Source organism: Streptomyces sp. CC228A, assembly GCF_021390935.1.
GTDB lineage: Bacteria > Actinomycetota > Actinomycetes > Streptomycetales > Streptomycetaceae > Streptomyces.
In genome coordinates, this window is record NZ_JAJPUI010000015.1 from 18,824 (window position 1) to 37,819 (window position 18,996).

The 18,996-nt window shown below is 71.0% G+C and carries 21 protein-coding genes and 2 pseudogenes; 11 read left to right on the forward strand and 12 right to left on the reverse strand.

Features of this window, described 5'->3' with window-relative positions; genetic code table 11:
* Positions 1–145: 145 nt before the first annotated feature.
* The 8 genes and pseudogenes from L6E17_RS28900 to L6E17_RS28930 form a co-directional block, all read right to left on the reverse strand.
* A complete protein-coding gene (locus tag L6E17_RS28900) occupies positions 146–1,147 on the reverse strand; it encodes an IS630 family transposase (RefSeq protein WP_236240391.1) in 1,002 nt (333 codons plus the stop codon).
* A gap of 125 nt (positions 1,148–1,272) precedes the next feature.
* A protein-coding gene (locus L6E17_RS28905; protein ID WP_374109179.1) for an IS3 family transposase occupies positions 1,273–2,465 on the reverse strand; the annotation gives its coding sequence in 2 pieces (ribosomal slippage) (positions 1,273–2,201 and positions 2,201–2,465; 1,194 coding nt in all).
* 73 nt (positions 2,466–2,538) lie between these two features.
* Positions 2,539–3,141, reverse strand: a pseudogene (locus tag L6E17_RS31260) (transposase); the annotation flags it as partial.
* A 211-nt stretch (positions 3,142–3,352) separates the two neighbouring features.
* Positions 3,353–3,625, reverse strand: coding sequence for a hypothetical protein (locus tag L6E17_RS28910; RefSeq protein ID WP_236243596.1), 273 nt, complete (start codon positions 3,623–3,625; stop codon positions 3,353–3,355).
* A gap of 1 nt (position 3,626) precedes the next feature.
* Positions 3,627–4,352: a DsbA family protein gene (locus L6E17_RS28915; protein ID WP_236243597.1), complete on the reverse strand. Its 726-nt coding sequence runs from the start codon at positions 4,350–4,352 to the stop codon at positions 3,627–3,629.
* A complete protein-coding gene (locus tag L6E17_RS28920; RefSeq protein ID WP_236243598.1) occupies positions 4,349–4,834 on the reverse strand; it encodes a nucleoside deaminase in 486 nt (161 codons plus the stop codon). Before L6E17_RS28920 ends, L6E17_RS28915 begins: the two co-directional genes overlap by 4 nt.
* 111 nt (positions 4,835–4,945) lie before the next feature.
* Positions 4,946–5,356, reverse strand: coding sequence for a multidrug efflux SMR transporter (locus L6E17_RS28925; protein ID WP_236243599.1), 411 nt, complete (start codon positions 5,354–5,356; stop codon positions 4,946–4,948).
* 145 nt (positions 5,357–5,501) lie between these two features.
* Positions 5,502–5,822 carry a multidrug efflux SMR transporter gene (locus L6E17_RS28930; RefSeq protein ID WP_114059150.1) on the reverse strand — a complete coding sequence of 107 codons (321 nt, stop codon included), beginning with the start codon at positions 5,820–5,822 and terminating at the stop codon, positions 5,502–5,504.
* 141 nt (positions 5,823–5,963) lie between these two features.
* Here L6E17_RS28930 and L6E17_RS28935 point away from each other — a divergent pair, with 141 nt between their 5' ends.
* The 8 genes from L6E17_RS28935 (at position 5,964) to L6E17_RS28970 (ending at position 12,068) form a co-directional block, all read left to right on the forward strand.
* On the forward strand, positions 5,964–6,413 hold the full coding sequence (locus L6E17_RS28935; protein ID WP_236243601.1) for a MarR family winged helix-turn-helix transcriptional regulator: 450 nt from the start codon (positions 5,964–5,966) through the stop codon (positions 6,411–6,413).
* A 381-nt stretch (positions 6,414–6,794) separates the two neighbouring features.
* Positions 6,795–8,279 (forward strand): AMP-binding protein, encoded by a 1,485-nt coding sequence (locus L6E17_RS28940; protein WP_236243602.1) that lies wholly within the window; start codon positions 6,795–6,797, stop codon positions 8,277–8,279.
* Positions 8,276–8,542 (forward strand): acyl carrier protein, encoded by a 267-nt coding sequence (locus L6E17_RS28945; RefSeq protein WP_236243603.1) that lies wholly within the window; start codon positions 8,276–8,278, stop codon positions 8,540–8,542. Before L6E17_RS28940 ends, L6E17_RS28945 begins: the two co-directional genes overlap by 4 nt.
* 137 nt (positions 8,543–8,679) lie before the next feature.
* A complete protein-coding gene (locus L6E17_RS28950; RefSeq protein WP_236243604.1) occupies positions 8,680–9,054 on the forward strand; it encodes an ectoine synthase in 375 nt (124 codons plus the stop codon).
* Between the two features lie 94 nt (positions 9,055–9,148).
* Positions 9,149–10,267 (forward strand): acyl-CoA dehydrogenase family protein, encoded by a 1,119-nt coding sequence (locus L6E17_RS28955; RefSeq protein WP_236243605.1) that lies wholly within the window; start codon positions 9,149–9,151, stop codon positions 10,265–10,267.
* A gap of 43 nt (positions 10,268–10,310) precedes the next feature.
* Positions 10,311–10,988 carry a transglutaminase family protein gene (locus L6E17_RS28960; protein WP_236243606.1) on the forward strand — a complete coding sequence of 226 codons (678 nt, stop codon included), beginning with the start codon at positions 10,311–10,313 and terminating at the stop codon, positions 10,986–10,988.
* A 10-nt stretch (positions 10,989–10,998) separates the two neighbouring features.
* On the forward strand, positions 10,999–11,808 hold the full coding sequence (locus L6E17_RS28965; protein ID WP_236243607.1) for a maleate cis-trans isomerase: 810 nt from the start codon (positions 10,999–11,001) through the stop codon (positions 11,806–11,808).
* On the forward strand, positions 11,805–12,068 hold the full coding sequence (locus L6E17_RS28970; RefSeq protein WP_236243608.1) for a DUF6253 family protein: 264 nt from the start codon (positions 11,805–11,807) through the stop codon (positions 12,066–12,068). The genes L6E17_RS28965 and L6E17_RS28970 overlap by 4 nt, the downstream gene beginning before the upstream one ends.
* A 76-nt stretch (positions 12,069–12,144) precedes the next feature.
* Here the strand turns inward: L6E17_RS28970 and L6E17_RS28975 are convergent, their stop codons facing one another.
* The 3 genes from L6E17_RS28975 to L6E17_RS28985 form a co-directional block, all read right to left on the reverse strand.
* On the reverse strand, positions 12,145–13,326 hold the full coding sequence (locus L6E17_RS28975; protein WP_236243609.1) for a transposase: 1,182 nt from the start codon (positions 13,324–13,326) through the stop codon (positions 12,145–12,147).
* A gap of 213 nt (positions 13,327–13,539) precedes the next feature.
* A complete protein-coding gene (locus tag L6E17_RS28980) occupies positions 13,540–15,264 on the reverse strand; it encodes an NAD-dependent epimerase/dehydratase family protein (RefSeq protein ID WP_236243610.1) in 1,725 nt (574 codons plus the stop codon).
* Positions 15,261–15,860: a ScbR family autoregulator-binding transcription factor gene (locus L6E17_RS28985; protein ID WP_308310523.1), complete on the reverse strand. Its 600-nt coding sequence runs from the start codon at positions 15,858–15,860 to the stop codon at positions 15,261–15,263. The genes L6E17_RS28980 and L6E17_RS28985 overlap by 4 nt, the downstream gene beginning before the upstream one ends.
* 130 nt (positions 15,861–15,990) lie before the next feature.
* On the opposite strand from L6E17_RS28985, the gene L6E17_RS28990 reads away from it, so the two are divergent.
* Entirely contained in the window at positions 15,991–16,938 is a 948-nt protein-coding gene (locus L6E17_RS28990; RefSeq protein WP_236243612.1) for a ScbA/BarX family gamma-butyrolactone biosynthesis protein, read from the forward strand.
* Between the two features lie 339 nt (positions 16,939–17,277).
* Here the strand turns inward: L6E17_RS28990 and L6E17_RS28995 are convergent.
* Positions 17,278–17,730 (reverse strand): annotated as a pseudogene (locus L6E17_RS28995) (MFS transporter); the annotation flags it as partial.
* Between L6E17_RS28995 and L6E17_RS29000 the strand changes: the two are divergent.
* Positions 17,699–17,935 carry a hypothetical protein gene (locus L6E17_RS29000; protein ID WP_236243613.1) on the forward strand — a complete coding sequence of 79 codons (237 nt, stop codon included), beginning with the start codon at positions 17,699–17,701 and terminating at the stop codon, positions 17,933–17,935. The pseudogene L6E17_RS28995 and the gene L6E17_RS29000 overlap by 32 nt on opposite strands.
* A gap of 72 nt (positions 17,936–18,007) precedes the next feature.
* The gene (locus L6E17_RS29005) at positions 18,008–18,841 is read left to right on the forward strand and encodes a transposase family protein (protein ID WP_236243614.1); all 834 of its coding nucleotides are present in this window, start codon (positions 18,008–18,010) and stop codon (positions 18,839–18,841) included.
* The last annotated feature ends 155 nt before the right edge of the window (positions 18,842–18,996 follow it).

An 18,996-nucleotide genomic window follows, 5' to 3' on the forward strand; every position in this document is an offset into this window, starting at 1 on the left:
AGAGGGGAGTGACGCGCGGCCGTGCGGGCGGCGGCGCGGAGTCCTCGGAAGACAGGCGCCATCGGCCGAGACGTAGGTGTACCCCCACTCAGCAGGGACCGGCGCCTGTCGGCCTAACGGATTGGCCCCTGCTTGCGTATATTGATCAGAAACTCATGGGGTTCTCGTCCATGACGTAGCGGACGTGTGGGCCACCGAAGTAGCCGCGGACGATGTGCGGCTGACGCTGACGCCTGCGGAAGAAGCGGCGGGTTTCGGCAGCGAGTTCGGCCTGGTCGCGGGCCCGGTGCTGCTTGGGCAGGCTGTGCTTGAGGTCGGCGTTGACCAGCTCGTCGGGGTTCAGCTCGGGCGAGTACGGGGGCAGGAAGTGCAGCTCTACATCATCGGGGTGGGCGGCGAGCCAGTCGCGGACCTTCTTCGAGCGGTGCGCGGAGTGACCGTCGACCACGAGGTGGACCTTGTGGTCGAAGTGGCCGGCGAGCCGGCCCAGGAAGCGGCACATCACTTCGGCGGTGAAGGACTCGGTGAAGACCATGAAGTGCATCCGGCCCTTGGTGCTGATCGCCGACATCGCGTTCACGGAGAACCGGTTCCCGCTCCGCCGCACGACGGGCGTCTTCCCCTTCTCACCCCAGGTGCGGCCGGTGACCTGGTCGGATCGGATGCCGACCTGGTCGGCGAAGAGGATCTCGCCGCCGTCTTTCTTCGCCTGCACGCGGATCTTCGGCCAGGTCTCTTCATGCCAGCGCCGGACGGCCTCGGGGTCCTGCTCGACGGCCCGCTTGTCCGGGCGCTGGAAGGACAGCCCCCATCGCTTCAAATACTTGCCCACCCCCACCTCGGTCAGCCGCACCCGGTACAGCTTCGCGATCAGCTCGCCCACCAGCCGCCGTGTCCACAGCTGACCGGAAAGCCCCACGTCACACGGCCGGTGGTCCAGGACCGCCTGCCGCACCGCGGCCTGCTCGGCCTCCCCGAGCACCTGGTGCACACCGACCGGCTTACCCCGAGGACGCATGACCAGGGCCTCCCGACCACCGGCCTGCCACTTCGCCCACCAGCCGTCGACCGCCTTCAGCGACACCCCGAACACTGCCGCCACGTCCTCGCGGTCCCGCCCCGCCATCAGAGCGGCCACCGCCCGCAGCCGCAGGGCCTCCTGCGCCGACGGCGACAGATGCCGCGCGTCCCCCACCAGATCGCTCACACCCACCCAACGACCCAGAACCCAAACTGAGCTGCCCCGAGTTTCGTAGAGTCTGGTGATCTCGTTCAGGCGGACTGCGGGGTGGCTTCCTGTTGTCGACGCCAGGCGCGTTCGTACTCGGCGGGCGGTACGTAGTCGAGGGCTGAGTGGAGCCGTTCCTCGTTGTACCACGCGACCCACTGGAAGATCGCCCGCTCGACCTGGTCGACGTCCTGCCAAGGGCCCTGCATCTCGATCAGCTCGGCCTTGAAGGTGCCGTTCAACGCCTCGGCCATCGCGTTGCCATAGCTGTCCGCGACCGAGCCGACCGAGGCCGAAGCCCCGATCTCGGACAGCCTCTCGGTATACCGAATGGATACGTACTGCGACCAGCGGTCGCTGTGATGAATGAGGCCGGAGCCCTTCTTGATCCTCCGCCTCCACAACGCCATCTCCAGGGCATCCAACGGCAGTTCAGTCCGCATATGGTTCGCGACCTGCCAGCCGACGATCATCCGCGAGTACACGTCCAGGACGAACGCCACGTACGCCCAGCCGGACCAGGTGCGCACATACGTCATGTCCGCCACCCACAGCTGGTCCGGCCGCGAGGCGGTGAAATCCCGGTCGACCAGGTCCGGCGGGCGGGGCGCCGACGGCTCCGGCACGGTGGTCCGCCGCCGCTGCCCGCGGATCACGCCCTCCAGGCCCAGCTCGCCCATCAGCCGCTCGACGGTGCAGCGGGCCACCACCACACCCTCGCGCCGCAGCGCACGGGTGATCCGCCGAACCCCATAGGTGCCGCCGGACTCGGAGTGAACCTGCTCGATCAGTGGCATGAGCTGCTCGTCACGGAGCCGGCGCGCGGACTTCGGCCGCTTCTTGCGGGCGTAGTAGGCGGACTCGGACCAGCCGAGCACCCGGCATACGGGCCCGACCCCGAAGCCGTCTTCTTTCAGGCTGTCGATCACCTGGTCGGCCTCGTCCGGGGACGGTCGAGCTCCCGGGCAAAAAGCGCACTCGCCGCTTTGAGGATCTCGTTCGCCCGCCTCAACTCCGCTACTTCCTTGCGAAGTTGCTTCAGCTCCTCGTGCTCCGCGGTGGTCAGCCGGTCGTCGCGTTTGCCGCTGTCCGCCTCGGCCTGGCGGACCCAGCCGCGCAGGGCCTCCTTGTGGATGCCCAGGTCCTTCGCGACATGCGCGATCGGACGGCCGGTGGTGCGGACTTCGCGGACGGCCCGCTCGCGGAGTTCGTCCGGGTACTTACGTGGTGCTGGCACTGCTCGTGGTTCTCCTTCGGGCCAGGATCATAAGCCTGGCTTCAGGGACTCCACGAAACTCGGGTCAGCTCAGCTCAGTGTCGGCGGCGTCTGCGTCGGTGCCTGACCACCACAGCCAAACCGGCTTCGGGGTGGCTGTGGTGGTCAGGTGGTTGATGTCCAGGCGGATCACGGTGCCTTCGATGATGGGCAGGGTGCCCTCGGCTGTGGCCCAGGACGAGCGGTGGGTGAGCTTGGGGTGGAGCCGGTCCCACGAGCGTGCTCGGGCGGTGCCGTAGAGGCGTGTGTCGGTGACGGTTTCGGTGTCCGGGGTGCCCCAGGTGTCGGGCTGGCCGAAGACGAACCCGCCGCCGTGCCGGGGCGGTCGGCCCCGGGTGTGAGGCTGCCGCGGCGGGGCCGGCCTGCGCGGACGCGGTCCGGGCGCATCCCGGCCAGGACCTGCACCGGCAGGTCCCGCAGGAGATGGGCTAGGCGGGGTGCGTTGGAGCCAGCGTCCGCGATGACCGGGACGTCCGGTCGCCGCTCGGCCACTGACCTGCGGTGATCAGCGGTTCGACCAGGTCGCGCAGCTGCCGGGCGTGACGGTGGCGGCTTCGTCCCCGGGCGCCAGACGCAGTGCGTCCAGCGGGGCGGTCCACGAGCTGCGGCCCGGCTTCAGCGCGCACGCGATCGAGTACCCGTCCGGATCCCGGCCGAGGGAGCCGGGAGCGCGGGAGGGCCGCCACCCTGGAGGGTGGCGGCCCTCGGCCCTCGGTCGGGTCGTCAGATGTCCACGTTGAGCCGCCCACGGAAGCGGCGCCACGGGGTCACCACCCGGCGGGAGTGCCCCGGGCGGTCTTCGGCGGACTCGCCGACCCGGGCCCTCGCCACCGCCGCCCAGGCCTTCCTCACCTACTGCGAAGATCCACATCCGGAAGACGCGGCTCGCGAGAACGCGGGTTCGTCGCGCAGGGGCGAGCGGGGCGGCCGTGGACGGTCCGCACCTCGCGGTACGGTTCGCCGGTGCCGGCGGCGGCCATGGGCGCGGACGGGTCGGGGCTGCCGCGGTCGGTGAAGGCGAGGCGGGCGGTGTCGCCGCAGGCGGGGGTGGACAGGACGTGCCGGCCCGGTTCGGTACGGGGTATGCCGGTGGCGGAGGTGAAGTGGGCACGGATGCTCACGTCAGCAGCCTCCGTCCACGCTGCAGGCGGCGCCGTGGATCGCGGCCTCCTCCTCTCGCGCGGCCTGGGCGTCGAGGATCGCCTTGCGCAGCTGGGGAACGCTGGGGACGCCCTCGATGCGGGTGTCGCCGACGAGGAGGGTGGGCACGGACTGGATGCGGTGGGCGGCGGCCTCGCGCAGGGCGTCCTGGTGGGCGGCGCTGTACGTTCCGTCGTCGAGGGCCTTGCGCAGCGCCTGGCCGTCCAGGCCGATCTCCTCCGCGAGCCGGACGAGGACGTCCGGCTGTCCGAGGTCCTGGTCCTCCTGGAAGAAGGCGCGGAACATGCGGGCGGTGTACTCGGTGCCCTTGCCCTGTTCGGCGGCGTACTGGTAGCCCTCGAACGCGAGCCGCGTGTAGGGCTGCGGGGAGACGGTGGGCAGCGTGATGTCGACGCCCATGCGGCGGGCCATGGGGTAGACGGCACGCTGCCAGATGGCGGGCAGGTACTCGTCCTCCGGGCGCAGGGTGGGGTGCGGGTGGGGCCGCAGCTCGAAGGGCTTCCACTCGATCTCGACATCGATGCCGAGGCCCTCGACCGCCTCTTCGAGGGGGCCTTCCGCCAGCATGCAGAAGGGACAGACGTAGTCGGACCAGATCCGGATCTTCACCGAGTCGCTCTTGGCCTGGCCGTTCGGTGTGCGGTCGTCTGCCGCCGGGGCCTTGTCGCTGGTTGCCTGGTCGCTCACTGCAGTCCGCCCTTCCGGCGTGCCAGGAACTCCTGGAACGGCACTTCGTGATTCTCGATGGGGGCGTGCGTCACCTTCAGTGGCCACGCGGTGGGGTCGGTGGAGAAGATGGTGTACGAGCCGGCGTAGTCGAAGCCGTAGGCGGCCGCGGTCCTGCGGTCGGCGGCGTACACGATGTGCTCGACGTCGAAGTAGAGGGCCGCCATGTAGCACAGCGCGCAGGGCTCGCCCGAGGCGATGAGCGTGGCTCCCGCGACGCCGAACCGGCCGGCCTTGCGCGTCGCCGCGCGCAGGGCGACGACTTCGGCGTGGGCGGTGGGGTCGTTGTCCTCGGCGACGCGGTTGAAGCCGGTGCCCAGGACGCGGCCGTCGCGTACGACGATCCCTGAGAAGGGGATGCCGCCCTCGGCGACGTGCTGTCGGCTGATCCTGACCGCTTCCTCCACGTGAGGGGTGAGCTGGTCGAGTAAGTCAAGAGGCATGGCGGAGTGAGTCCTTGGGAGACGGGGGGCGGTTGGGCGGAGGTGCCGCGCGGGCCGCGGGGGGGCGGCCCGTCGTCCTCGCCGAGAGCAGCCCGGGGGTGCTGGGTGCGCTCAGACGCCGGCGCTCTGGGCGGCCTGCGGCCGCTCGACGGCTGCCTGGGTGTCGTCCGCGCCGCTCGTCTTGTCGGCGAGCTTCAGCCAGACGACGCCCGCGATGATGACGGCGAGCCACACCGACTGGACGAGGTTGAGCTGCTCGTCGAAGAAGACGGGGCCGAGCGCCGCGGCTCCGACGGCTCCGATGCCGGCCCAGACGGCGTAGCCGGTGCCGACGTCGATGGTCTTGAGGGCGACGCTCAGCGCCCACAGGGTCAGCAGGAAGAAGACGACGGCGACCAGGGACCAGGTCAGCTGGGTGAAGCCGTCGCTGCCGCCGACGGAGAGTGCGTAGCCGATCTCGAACATGCCGGCGAGGAGGAGCATGAGCCAGGCGTTGGCCGCGGAGCTGTTGTTCGAGGACATGAGCGGAGGTTCCTTTCGGTAAGGCGTGGAGGCCTGGGGGGTGGGAGGGCGCGCGGCGCGCAGGCCCGCGGGGCACACGGAGCCGATGAGGGGGAGGCGCGCAGGCCCGAGGTGGGCTTGCCGGTCGGCCGGGGGCGGCCGCGGATCAGGCGGCGCCGCTGAGCTGGAGGCCGACGACCCCGACGATGACGGCCGCGATGCCCAGGGCCTTCTTCCAGTTGAGCTTCTGGCCGAACAGCAGGGCGCCGAGCAGGGTGATGCCGACGCCGGAGACCGAGGTCCACAGGGCGTAGCCGACGCCGACGTTGAACGTCAGCAGGGCACGGCTGAGGAAGTAGGTGCCGAGGGCTCCGCTGACCAGTGTGATCGCGGTCCATTTGCGGTTCTTGAAGCCTTCGGCCTTGCCTGCCGCGAGTGCGACGCCGATCTCGAAGACGACGGCGATGGCGAGGTAGAGCCACTGCATGAGGGAAGCCCCTTCCGTTGATTGCTTGTGCATGCAAGCACATCATTGCCGACTACCCCCTGGGGCGCAATCGGAGAAACGCGATGAGCTTGCATGAGCATGTACTCTGGTGTCAAACAGGCACTCCCCGAGGACGCACTTATGGCAACTTCACCCCTCGCAGCCCAGCACAACTCCGACCAAGCCGTGTGGACCCGCGTGCTCGCGGTCCACGCGCACGTCGAACGCCAGCTGGCGGCGGCCCTCCAGCGGCGGCACGCGATCGGCCTGTCGGAGTTCCGCTCCCTGGAGCACCTGCACCGCTCCGAGACGAGCGAGCTGCGGATGCAGGACCTGGCCGACAAGGTGGGCCTCGGCCAGTCGTCGGTGACGCGCCTCGTGGGCCGGCTGGAGTCGGCGGGCTTCGCCTTCAAGGACCTGTGCCCCTCGGACAAGCGGGGCGTCTACGCGGTCATCACCGACGAGGGCCGCCAACGCTACGAGGCCGCGCGCGCCACCTACGCGGAAACCCTTTCCTCCGCACTGAACACGTTCGCCGCCGACCCCGAGCTCGGCGCGACGGTCCGCGCACTGCGCACGCCCCGGGACTGACGGGACCCCCGCCCCCGCACCGCCCCCACCACCCCGCACAGCACGCCACGGCACGCTGCGGCATGCCGTGACACGGCCGCCACCCCCGACATCGCCACAGCACGGCCCCGCGACGCGGTGCAGCCGTCCGGAGCCCGGTGACATTCCGGCTCCGGACCGCTGCACCGCGTCGCGGCCGTTTTCGGACTCCCCGCACGGATTCCACATCGAGGATCCTTGCTTGATCAAGCAAAAGCGAATGCATTGAGTCACACTCACTTCGCCAAGTAAGTGCTTGACCAAACATGCACTTGCCCGGATACCTTCTTGCTCGACACCGCAAGATTCGAACAGCCGAGCGACCACTGTTGTCGCGGCTGAGCCGACCGCAAGGAATCCGCCGTGCCATCGCCTCGCCTGGCCGAGACCGTCGCCGTCCACGGTCGCCACCGGCCCCACAGCATCGCGCTCCACTTCCACGACCAGGCCGTCACCTACGGCCGCCTGCACGAGCTGACCCAGGACCTGCGCACCCAACTGCACCGCCTCGACCTCCCCGTGGGCAGCACCGTGTGCGTACCGGCACACAAGACGCCGCAGACCATCGCGCTGCTGCTCGCCGTCTTCCATGAGGGCCACATCGCCCTGGCCCCCTCCCCCGACCTGGGCAGCGCCGCCGGCAGGCGGATCGCCCGCCAGGCCCGGGTCCGCCACCTGCTGACCGTCGACGCCGACGGAGTGCTCGACGCGACGCCCGTGGCGCCCGACGAGGACGAGGCGACGGGATTCGCGACGCCGGACCCGGAGCGGACGCGTCTGCTGCTGACCACGTCCGGCTCGACCGGCACCCCCAAGATCGTCCCGATCGAGGCCGCCGGTTTCGACGCCTTCGCCGACTGGGCCGTCGACGAGTTCGCCCTGACGCCGGAAGAGACGGCGCTCTCGTACGCGCCGCTCAACTTCGACCTCGCCCTCCTGGACGTCTGGACGTTCCTGCGCCTCGGCGCGTCCGTGGTGCTGGTCGACAGCAAGCGCGCCACCGACGCCTCGCACCTGGCCTCGCTCGCCGCCGGCCACGGCCTTACCTTCGTCCAGGGCGTGCCGATGATGTACCGGCTGCTCCTCGAGGGCAGTGGGGGCGACCGCGAGGGCGGCACCTTCGACACCGTGCGCCACGCCGTCTTCACCGGCGACCGGCTCCCGGCCGACCTGCTGGCCCCGATCGCGTCGGCGTTCCCCGGTGCCGCCTTCCACAACGTGTTCGGCTGCACGGAGACCAACGACTCCTTCATCCACCGCGTCGACCCCGCGGCGACCGGCCCGATGCCCATCGGCCTCCCGGTACGCGGCACCGACGCCCTCGTCATGGACGCCGACGGGCAGCGGGTGGAGGGGGCCGGCACCGGTGAGCTGCTGGTGGCCACCCCGTTCCAGACCCGCGGCTATCTGCGCGAGGAGCTGAACGAGACCGCGTTCACCCGCATCGACGGCCGCGACTTCTACCGCACCGGCGACATCGTCTCCCGCGACGCCGACGGCCTGTACTTCCTCGAAGGCCGCGCGGACTGGCACGTCAAGGTCAGGGGGGTGCGCACGAACCTCCAGGAGGTGGAGAGCGTGCTCGCGTCCCACCCCGACGTCGCCGAGGCCGTCGTCGTACCGCTGCCCGACCCGCAGGCCGGCGTCCGGCTGCACGCCCACGTCACCCGCCGCCCTGGCACCGGACTCACCAGCCTGCGCCTGCGCACCCACTCGGGCCGGCACCTGCCCCGCCACGCCATACCGGCCTCCGTACACCTCACCGACGCACCGCTGCCCCGCACTTCGACGGGCAAACCCGACCGCAACCTCATCAAGCAGAACCGTATGAAGGAGATCGACGCATGAGCACCACGGACATCGCCGGTGAGATCCGCGCCTACGTCGTGGGCCAGTTCCTCGCCGGGGAGGACACCACGGACCTGACCGGGGACTACGACCTGATCGACTCCGGCGTCATCAACAGCCTGGGCCTGGTGCGTCTGCTCTCGCACCTCACGCAGACCTTCGACATCGCCGTCGACGACATCGAGTTCACGCCGGACAACTTCCGCACCCTCGACTCCATCACCGCCGTGGTCGAGGCGCACGCCCCGGCGCGGGCCGCCTGACCTCCGCCGCACCCCCCACAGGTGCCGAGCGCCCGGCACCCCCGAGCGCGACGCGCCGCCACGCACCACGGGCTCGACGCACCACGCACGCACAACCTGACCGCCACGTACCTCTATCGACCGAAGGAGAACCTGAAATGTTCGTTCGCAGCCTTGATGACGTCGCTCCCGTCGAGTGGGGCAACGGCCTGAGCACACGGCTGCTGACCAAGTCCGACGGCATGGGCTTCGCGGTCTGCGACACGATCGTGCGCCAGGGCACCACCAGCGCCCTGCAGTACCGCAACCACCTGGAGGCCTGCTACTGCATCGGCGGCTCGGGCGAGGTCATCGAGAAGGACGGCACCCGCCACAAGATCGTGCCCGGCACCATCTACGTCCTCAACGAGCACGACCCGCACTACCTGGTGGCCTCCGACTACGAGGACCTGCACCTGGTGTCGATCTTCAACCCGCCGATCGTCGGCGACGAGAAGCACACCCTCTCCGAGGACGGCTTCTCGCAGTACTGAGCCGCCCGGCCGGGCCGGCCCGCTTCCCACCCCAGTCGTGGGCCGGCCCGGGCAAAGGGCCCTTCACCCGACCACCGCCGACCTAGGACCCGCCTTGACCGACGACCTCTTCCATCTCACCGCCCCGTGGGCCCAGCAGCTGAACGCGGACACCCGCGAGCTGGACGCGGCGGGCGCCTTCCCGCACGACAAGTGGAAGGTCCTGCAGGAGACCGGCCTCCTGCGGACGCACTACGCACCGGAGTTCGGCGGCGCCGGCCACGGCGTGACGGCGACCATGCGGGCTCTGGAGGGCCTGGGCTACGTCTGCCGCGACGCCGGCCTGTCCTTCTCCGCCTCGACCCAGATCGTCTCCGTGGGCGTGCCGCTGCAGCGCTTCGGCAGCCAGGAGCTGAAGGAACGCCACCTGCCGAGGATCATGTCCGGCGAGGCGATCACCGCACACGCGATCACGGAGGAGTCCGGCGGCTCGGACGCGATGAACCTGGCCGCGACCGCCCGCCGCGACGGCGACCACTACGTGGTCAACGGCGGCAAGACGTTCATCACGAACGCCCCCGTCGCCGACCTGTTCCTGCTGTACGTGCGCACTGGCAAGCCGGGCCCCTTCGGCCTGACCACCCTGCTCGTCGAGGCCGCCACGCCCGGTCTGACGGCGGGCCCGGCAATCGACAAGATCGGCCTGCGCACGAGCCCGATCGGCACACTCTCCTTCGACGAGCTGCGCGTCCCCGTCAGTCAGCGGGTCGGGCAGGAGGGCACCGGCTTCCTCATCCTGGACCACGTGATGAAGCGGGAGGTCCTCTTCGGCTTCTCCATCACGCTGGGCGAGATGACGCGGCGCCTGGAGGAGACCATCGCCTACGCCAGGAAGCGCCACCAGTTCGGACAGCCCATCGGCTCCTACCAGGCGGTCTCCCACAAGATCGCCGACATGAAGATGCGGGTCGAGACGGCCCGCAAGTGGCTCGCCGACACCGGCGCGAAGGTCGAGGCCGGCCAGGACGCCTCACTCGACCTGGCGGCCACCAAGACGATCGTGTCCGAGGCCAATGTGCAGACCGCGCTGGACGCGGTGCAGATTCACGGCGGCCGCGGCGTGCTCACCGAACACGGCATCGAGCGGGACCTGCGCAACTCGATCGCCGGAACGATCTACTCCGGCACATCCGAGATCCAGCGCAACCGCATCGCCACGCTCCTCGGTCTCTGACCGACCGGCCTCCGGCCGAGCCCTCGACCGACAGGAAACCCGCATGACCGACCATCTGGAACGACTCACCCGGCCCACCGAGTTCCTCGACTACGAGACCGACGCAGTGCAGGCCTTCATCGACCACGCCGTCAAGGACCGTGCCGCGGACCGCACGGCCAACGCCATCGAGCTGTACTACGCGGTGCGCGACGACGTCTTCTACGAGGTGTACGGCGCCCCCCTCTCCCGGGAGGGCCTGAGGGCCTCGACCACTGCCACCTCCAAGGAGGGGTTCTGCCTGCACAAGTCCGCGCTCTACGCGGCCTGCGTGCGCGCCCTCGGCATCCCGTCCCGGCTCGTCTACGGCGACGTGCGCAACCACCTCGCCTCGCCGCGGCTGCTGAAGCACATCGGCGGCGACGTGTTCTTCCACGGCCTCACCCAGGTCCACCTGAACGGCACGTGGATCAAGGCCACGCCGGTGTTCAACAAGGTGCTCTGCAAGCTCTACGGCATGGAGGCGCTGGAGTTCGACGGCGTCAGCGACAGCCTCTACCACCCCTTCGGCGAGGGCGGCGGCTCCATGGAGTTCCTCACGGACCACGGTTCCTTCGACGACGTCCCCTACGACTTCGTCATGTCCCACATGCGCAGCAAGCACCCGGGTTTCCTCGACGCCGACGGCACCGGCACCGTCCGCGGCGGCAGCCTGGCCGACGAGTCCGCACTCACCCGGTAGGAGATCCGACATGACCGAAACGACCTCTCCCACCGATGGCTGGGACGCCTCGATTCGGATCGGCGTCGTCGTGCCGCACGCCGACGTCGGCCCGGAGGCCGAGCTGCAGGCCATCGCCCCCGCCTCCGTGTCAGTCCACGGCTCGCGCATCCACTTCGCGGCGATGCGCGCCGGCGGCGAGATGGACGAGAAGATACCGCACGCCCCCGTCCGGGCCTTCGTCGAGCCGCCCTACCTCGACCAGGCGGTGGAACTGCTGGCCGCGTCCCCGCTGCACGCCCTCACCCTTGGCTTCACCTCCTCCAGCTACGTCCTGAAGGCGGAGGGCGAGCGGAAGCTGTACGAGCGGCTGCGGCCGGTCACCCGCGACCTGCCGATCACCGGAACCACCAAGGCCGCGCGGGCCGCGTTCGACGCCCTGGGCGCGCGCAGGATCGCGGTGGTCAACCCGCCGTGGTTCGACGACAATCTCTCCGGCCAGGGCGCCGCCTACTTCCGTGAGTTCGGCTTCGAGGTCGTCCACCACGGCCCGTGCGGACTGCCCTCCGACCAGAAGGCGATCACGCCGGGCAACCTGTCCGCGTGGATCCGCAGCACGGTCGCCGAGCACCGTCCGGACGCTGTGCTCGTCGCCGGCAACGGCATCCGCGCGGTGGGCACCATCAAGCCGCTCGAAACCGAGCTCGGCTTCCACGTGGTCACCGCAAACCAGGTGATCCTGTGGCACGCCCTGCACCTGGCCGGTGCCGCCGACACCGCCCTGGGCATCAGCGACTACGGCCACCTGTTCAGCACCATGCCGAAGGGCGAGGGCGCGTGAGCCTGCTGAACGCGACCGGGTACGAAGCGGTCTTTGCGACGCCCGAGGGCGACACCTACCGCATCCCGCTGGTGTGCTGGCGCGAGGACGAGGACCGGGTGTACGGCATGGTCCTGGTCAGGGGACAACTGCGGTGCGCGGAGCGGGTGCGGCACTTTCTGCGGTACGGCACCCGGGCCGCGGCCGGGCCGGACGACGAGGCCGGCACGCCCGGCACCGCGCCGCACGCCGCCGCCGCCGTGCCCACGGCACTGCGCTGACCGGGGCCCGGAGCGGAACGAGGGGCCCGTGCCCCACCGAGCCGGTGGGTCACGGGCCCCTCGCACAGGGACCTCCCTACGCCGGCAGCAGGTCCAGGGACCGGTCGAAGTCGTCCTCCCGCGGCCAGTCGCCGGGCATGTCGAGGGCGCCGTACCCGTCGGCGGCGGTCGTGAGGCGGCTGTAGGCGAAGGCGGCCGAGACCAGCGTCATGTGGTGGTGCCAGCCGGGGAACGAGCGGCCCTCGAAGTCGCGCAAGCCGAAGCCGCGCTCGAGCAGGTTGACGGTCTCGCCGACCGCCGCGGTCCGGTCCGCGTACCGCATGAGTTCACCGACCGGCCGGTCCACGATGTTGGTGAGCCACAGTCGGCCGAGGCCGCCGGCCCGGGTGCCGGGCCCGGCGAACAGCCGGAACGGCTGCGGCCGCTGCTCGTCCCGCGTGAACGGGAGCTGCACCAGCTGGTTGCGGACCAGGCCCCGTGCCCCCCGCTCCCGTCCGCTCGGACCGTCCAGCATCCGGGCCGCAGCCCGCGGACAGACACGGACGGGCCGGGCGGCGGGGAAGGGCGCGAGCGGCAGGCCGTCGGGGACGGCGACGACGAAGTCGCGCCGGGCCCGGATCAGAGCGTGCAGCAGCGGACGCACGTCCAGGTAGCCGTCGACGCCGACGACCACCGGGACCGGCTCGTGCCGCGAGGGCCTCACCAGCAGCTCGACCAGGCTCAGGACGGGGCTCTCCGGCCGGGCGACCGCGCCGTCGGGGACGCGGGCACGCTCGCGCAGGTCGCCCCGCGCCCACGGCTCGGGCAGCAGCAGGCTCCAGCTGCACGGGAAGTCGCCGATGTCCGTCGACATGAACAGCGCGGTGCCGACCTGGCAGTTGACGGTGCGTCCGGTGTGCGGGACGAACCGGCGGTGCACGCCGCACGACTTCTCGCCCCGCTTGGGCAGGACGACCGGGGCGATCGTCCAGGCCCGGGGCCGCACCCGGCCCTCGATCCAGTGCCGCAGCCGGTCGCAGACGGGCGTCCAGTCCCACGGGCTCTCGTTGATGAACTGATGCAGCGCCTGCGACGCCGTCGGCGAGTCGCTCGCCGCCGCGGCGAGGCGACGCATCGACTTCTTTCCCGGTGTGGTGAGCAGGCCCAGCACATAGGCGTGGGCCCACCTGCGCTGGTCGATCCTGCGCAGATCTCCGAAGAGCTGGTCAGTGAACCGGTTGACGGAATCCGCTCCCCCGGATCCGGCTGTCCCCCTCATACCCTCTCCCTCTCTCGGTGCGTCACAGCTCCGTGTGGGCTGCGCATCACAATAAAGAGAATGAGCACTATTTTCTTACGGGGGAGGAGCCTTCGGCTGCGACTTCGCCAACTTCCCGGGTGGCCGGAAGCCCGGCGCCGGACCAGGACAGGACCCGGCGACCGCGCGCGGGTGGGGTGCAGATCGGTGCGGCGAAGGCCGAAAGGGCGGGGATCAGAGCTGGAGGCCCGCGGCGAACCGCTGCCACAGGCGGTCCAGTTCCTCGCGGACGGAGTCCACCGAGCGGCCGGCCCGCATCCGGGCCCCCGCACCGGCCATCAGGTAGGCGATCAGCAGCCGGACGTCGGCGACGACCGTGGCGTCCGCTCCGCCCGCCCGGGCCCGCTCCAGGGCGTGGTCGAGGGCGGGGCGCCAGGCCTCCTCCCAGGAGGCGCATTCGTCGGGACACTCGTCCAGGAGGCGTACGGTCGCACGGGCGTGGACGTCCCGCTTCAGGAGGCCGGCGAGGACCTGCGTGAGCTTCTCGGCGGCGCCCATGCCCGGGTCGGTGATCCGCTCCACCTCGCCCACTGCCGCACGGGCGGCCTCGACGCCGGCGTCGGCGACGGCGCGGGCGAGCTCCTCCTTGGACAGGAAATGGAAGGTCAGCGCGCCCGAGGTCACGCCGGCGGCGGTGGAGATGCGGGACACGGTGGCACCGGCGTAGCCGAGCCGGGCGAACTCGCCCGCAGCGGCGGTGATCAGTGCCGCCCGGGTCTGACGTGCCCGTACCTGCCTCACCACGACGGTACGTCCCGGTACGGGAGGGCAGGTCCGGCCGGCCGGGTACCCCGGGAACTCCGTGCGAGCTGCACAGCTCCTCCCGTACTCCTGTGGCCGGCTTCCGTCACAACCCCTTAACCGTATCGGGCAGTCCGGTGAACGTTGACCGCTCCCCCGGTCGCGTGTGCGGCTTTGGCAAGTTGCCTGCGACCCTCCCTCACACCGCCGCGCGGACGGCACCGCCCCTGCGCTCCAGGTGAGCGCGGTACCAGGGCGCCGCCGCCGCGAGGCGGGCCAGCGGGCCGGGGCCCGCGGCGGCGCCGCCGCGGTCCAGATGCCGTCGCTGCGGTACCAGTGGTCGGTCGCCAGCAGCGCGAACTGGCGCTCGCTCACACCCCCCGGTCCGCTGCGCAGCCGCTCCAGGCACTCCTGCAGGGACCAGTCCGCCGGCGCGGCGGGCAGGATGTCGAGTTCCGCCAGCCTGTCCATCAGGTCCCCGTTGCGCACGGGCGCGGGGTGGCTGGCGTGGTGGACGCCCGCGGGTACCGGGGCCGGGGCCAGTACGAGCGCCGCGATCAGCCGGGCGAGATCGTTCGCGTCGACCATGGACAGCAGCCCGCGGCCGCTGTCCCAGCGGGCGGGCACCAGGGCGAGCAGGTCGGCGAGCGCGGGCACCACCCACCGGTCGCCCGCCCCGGTGACCAGGCCCGGCCGCAGCACCGTGCCGCCGGCGGCGAGCACCGCCTCCTCACCTGCCAGGCGGGACCGGCTGGCAGGGGACAGCGGGGCGGGCGTGACCTCGTTCTCGGTGATGCCGCGGTGCGGGCCCGCGCCGTAGACGGCGGCCGTGGACAGGTGGACGATGCGGCGCACCCCGGCACGCTCGGCCTCGGCGACAAGCGCCGCGGTGCCGCGGTGGTTGACCGCGTCGCAGGCGGCCTCGTCGCCCACGACCAGGGCGGCCAGGTGCACGAGGATGTCGACGCCCCGGGCGAGCCCGCGGAGGGACTCCGGGTCGGACAGGTCGGCGCGGCGGCAGGCGACGCCGGGGGTGCTCGCCGAGCGCCCCGCGACCACCACGTCCACGCCTTGGCCTGCGCGGCCCGCCTCGAGCAGTCGGCGCAGCACCTTCGAACCGATGAAGCCGGTGGCCCCGGTCACCAGGACGGTGGTCATCGTGGGCTTTCCCGGCCGTCGACGGTGATGTCCAGCCTGTCGATGACATCGGCTGGAGCGAGTCCCGGCAGCAGGCACCGCCACAGGTTCGCGATGCGCCGAGGCAGGTCGGCCCGGCCGCTGGCGAGCTGCGACATGATCTGCGCCCCGGTGAAGGCGGCGACCAGCGTCGAGGCGAACACTGCGGCGTCGGCCTCCGGAAGGAGTTCGCCGCGCTCCCGTGCCTCCCTGAGCTCCTGCTCGAACCGTTCGGCCCACCACTCGTAGATCGAGTACTCCTGCAGCCCGGCCTCGCTCTGTTCCACCGCGAGCCGGACGCCGGCGCGCAGCAGGGTGTTGCGCTGCATTTCGCGGGCGAGGTAGAGGGTCAGGTCGAGGAGTCGCTGCAGTCCCGCCTCGCCCTCGGGAAAGTCCAGGTCGGCAGCCTGCTCCCGGATGACCGCACGGGCCAGGCCCTCCTTGGAGCGGAAGTGGAAGTAGGCCGCGCCGGTCGTCACCCCGGCCCGGTCGATGATCTTGGCGATACTCGCCCCGGGGTAGCCGACCTCGCCGAACACCTCTGCCGCTGCGCGGAGCAGCACCTCCCGCGTGCGCACCGCCCGCTCCTGCATGACCCGAGCCAACTGTTCACTCTCTTTCAGTAAAAAAGAATCATCACTATGTTAAAGTCGGCGCCCGCCACGCACCAGTCAAGCGCACCTGTTGAGTCAGTAGGGGAGAACTGGCATGTCACAGCTGCACCTTGCGCACGGCCGGACAGAGGGAGCAGACGGAGTCCCCACACTCGTCGCCCAGAGGCACACCCACAAGACGAACCCCGACGAGGTCCTGCTCACCGAATGGCAGCGGACGGACGAGCACTCCTTCGTCGTGCGGGCCAAGTGGCCCAGAACGCACGACTTCTACACCACCGGGCACGGGCTGCACGATCCGCTGCTGCTGAGCGAGACGGTGCGGCAGGCGCTGCCGCTGCTCTCGCACGTCGCGTACGAGACACCGATGGGCCACCAGCTGCTGTGGCACGACCTGCGCTGGGTGCTCGACCCCGCGGCGCTGGCAGTGGCCGAGCAGCAGACCGAAGTCGAGCTGCACATCACGTGTTCGGAGGTGAAGTACCGCCGGGGGAGGGCGGTATCCATGCTCCTGACGGCGCTGGTGTACCGGGCCGGCCGGCCGCTCGCGCGCGCCCGCACCCGCTTCGCCATCCAGGACCGCGCGGTCTACGAGCGCCTGCGCGCACAGTACGCCGACCTCGACCTGGCCAACGCCCGGGCACTGCCGCCCGCACCGCCGGTGCCCGCCTCCCTCGTGGGCCGCACCCGCGCCGCGGACGTCGTCCTCTCCCCCACCGGCCGCCCGCACCAGTGGCTGCTGCGGGTGGACACCACCCACCCCGTCCTGTTCGACCACCGGGTCGACCACGTCCCCGGCATGCTGCTGCTCGAGGCCGCCCGTCAGGCGGCGCAGGCCGTCGCGTCGCCGCGGCCGAGCGTGGTCGTCGGCATGGACACCGCCTTCATGCGGTACGCCGAACTCGACGCGCCCTGCCGGATCCACGCCCACCGCTACGCCACCGACGAGGCCGGGCGGCCGCGCGTGCTGGTCACCGCCCACCAGCACGACGTCGAGGTCTTCGCCGACATCGTCACCCTGGTCGGGGCGCCCGTGGGCTGAGCCCCGGGCGCGGCCCCGCCGGGTGCCGCCCCGCCAGGGTGCCGCCCGCCGAATCGGCACGGGCCAAGGTCTGGCGTCCCCGCCGGCACTCCATCGTCAGCCGGGCCAATGACCGGTGCCAGGTGCTGCGGAAGACCCGCCCGCGGTGGCGCGGTTCGCTGCTGATCTACTTCGGTCCGGCCCGTGATCGCGAAGCCGTCCGGCACACGGCAGGGCGCGCAGCAGCGCGCGAGGGGCGCACGTCGGCACGCCGGGTTGTGAACGAGGCGCATGCCACGTAGCTGCCTCGGCCCTCCGGGGCGCGCGTGGTGGGGTGTACGCGTCGCATGCGCGCAGCGGCTACGGCGACGGTTCCGGCGAGCGGGGCTGGGTCGACGGGATGCGCTGGGTGAAGAACAGCGAGATGAGTGCGGCGAAGGCCAGGATGGCGAGCGCCGCGCGCAGCCCGTCGAGCCTGGCTTCCGCGTTCGCGTCCAGTGCTGCCTGGGACAGCTCGGGGTTCACGCCCGCTTCGTCGAAGGCGGTCTGGAGCTGGGCGTCGGAAAGGAACGGTGCGCCGCTCTGGAGCTGGACGGTCGCCTGGCTCGTGACGCTGTCGGGGACCGCCGGGTTCGCCTCGATGGTGGTCAGGAAGGAGGTCGTGAGTGCGGCGATCATGATCGATCCGGCGAGGGCCGTACCCATCGAGGCGCCGAGGTTGGTGACGGCGTTCTGGACGCCGCCGACCTCTGCGCTCTGTGCCTGCGGTACTGCGGACACGGTGACCGATCCGAGCTGGGACGCCAGTGCTCCCCCCTGCGGGCGACTTGCCCTGGTCGCGGTCGCCCGCCGGACGGCCGCCGCCAGCAGGGTCATGGCCCGCGAGGTCGGCGAGGTGGTGGGGGTGGACGTCAGCGTGAAGTCCAAGCTGGAACCGCTGCGCGCCAAGCTGGTCAGGCTCGTCGACCGCGGCTGGCTCCGCAAACTGCCCGACGGCCGGTTCACCACCCGCCTGTGACCAGCAGCACCGCCACTCGGAGCGGCTCAGCACGCGCGTAACCGGGGTGCCCCCGGCGGCCGTTGGAATTGTGTGACGAATACCAAAGAGCGCGCCGAGGACACCTGCACGCTTGTCTACCAGTGCCGTCTGCCGCTGTCCACGCGCACCGTCAACCACCTCGCCGACCTGCTGCGGCGTCATCTGAAGACGATTCGGTCCCGATGGCGGATCCTGCCGCCCGGGAGGATCGCGGTGATCGTCCTGGCCGTACTGCGCCACGACCAGCGCCTGGCCGACATCGCCGGCGGCAACGACGTGTCCGAGTCCACCGTCCGCCGCTGGCGCGATGAGCTGATCGGACTGCTCGCCGCACAGGCCCCGCGCCTGGACCGCGCCCTGCGGAAGGTCGTCAAGCAGGGTGGGGAGGTGGTCCTGATCGACGGCACCCTCATACGCACCCAGCGCCGTACAGGTAGAGCCGACCGGCGGAACTACTCCGGCAAGCACCGCACTCATGGCCTGCACTTCCTCGCCCTGACCGACGAGAACGGTCGCCTGATCTGGATATCCGCTGCCCGGCCCGGCCGCACCCACGACAACACCGCCGCCCGCCAGGATCGCATCCTGGCCCACCTGCGCGCCGCCGGCCTCGGGGCACTGGCCGACCTCGGCTTCCGCGGCCTGGACAACGACATCCTCGACCCCGTGATCGTCACCGGCTACGCCGCCAGCCGCACCCACAAGCTCACCCCAGGCGAGAAGGAAGCCAACCGCGTCCTCGCCGTCGGACGCGCGCCGGTCGAACACGGCTTCGCCCACCTCAAGAACTGGCGGATCCTCACCAAGCTCCGCACCGACCCCGCCCGCGCCACCCAGCTCCTGCGAGCCCTGCTCGTCTTGACGAACCTCGAAGTCAACCGCTGACGGATGATCTTCTTCGTGGACTTCCGCCCACGACCAGCATGAGCGCCCCGGGGACCGGTCACACCAGCCCTTTGACCTGCGACTTCAAGTTGGCGGAGGCTCACTCAGTGGAGTGGAGCCGGGCGTCGTCGGTGCGCACCACCGCACCAGGTGCG

What these genes read in the sequence shown, in the direction of transcription:
- L6E17_RS28960 (WP_236243606.1), top strand. Translation starts at nt 10,311, where the DNA reads ATGACCGACCATCTGGAACGACTCACCCGGCCCACCGAGTTCCTCGAC.
- L6E17_RS28930 (WP_114059150.1), bottom strand. Translation starts at nt 5,822, where the DNA reads ATGCAGTGGCTCTACCTCGCCATCGCCGTCGTCTTCGAGATCGGCGTC.
- L6E17_RS28980 (WP_236243610.1), bottom strand. Translation starts at nt 15,264, where the DNA reads ATGACCACCGTCCTGGTGACCGGGGCCACCGGCTTCATCGGTTCGAAG.
- L6E17_RS28990 (WP_236243612.1), top strand. Translation starts at nt 15,991, where the DNA reads ATGTCACAGCTGCACCTTGCGCACGGCCGGACAGAGGGAGCAGACGGA.
- L6E17_RS28935 (WP_236243601.1), top strand. Translation starts at nt 5,964, where the DNA reads ATGGCAACTTCACCCCTCGCAGCCCAGCACAACTCCGACCAAGCCGTG.
- L6E17_RS28945 (WP_236243603.1), top strand. Translation starts at nt 8,276, where the DNA reads ATGAGCACCACGGACATCGCCGGTGAGATCCGCGCCTACGTCGTGGGC.
- L6E17_RS28950 (WP_236243604.1), top strand. Translation starts at nt 8,680, where the DNA reads ATGTTCGTTCGCAGCCTTGATGACGTCGCTCCCGTCGAGTGGGGCAAC.
- L6E17_RS28965 (WP_236243607.1), top strand. Translation starts at nt 10,999, where the DNA reads ATGACCGAAACGACCTCTCCCACCGATGGCTGGGACGCCTCGATTCGG.
- L6E17_RS28925 (WP_236243599.1), bottom strand. Translation starts at nt 5,356, where the DNA reads ATGTCCTCGAACAACAGCTCCGCGGCCAACGCCTGGCTCATGCTCCTC.
- L6E17_RS28920 (WP_236243598.1), bottom strand. Translation starts at nt 4,834, where the DNA reads ATGCCTCTTGACTTACTCGACCAGCTCACCCCTCACGTGGAGGAAGCG.
- L6E17_RS28975 (WP_236243609.1), bottom strand. Translation starts at nt 13,326, where the DNA reads ATGAGGGGGACAGCCGGATCCGGGGGAGCGGATTCCGTCAACCGGTTC.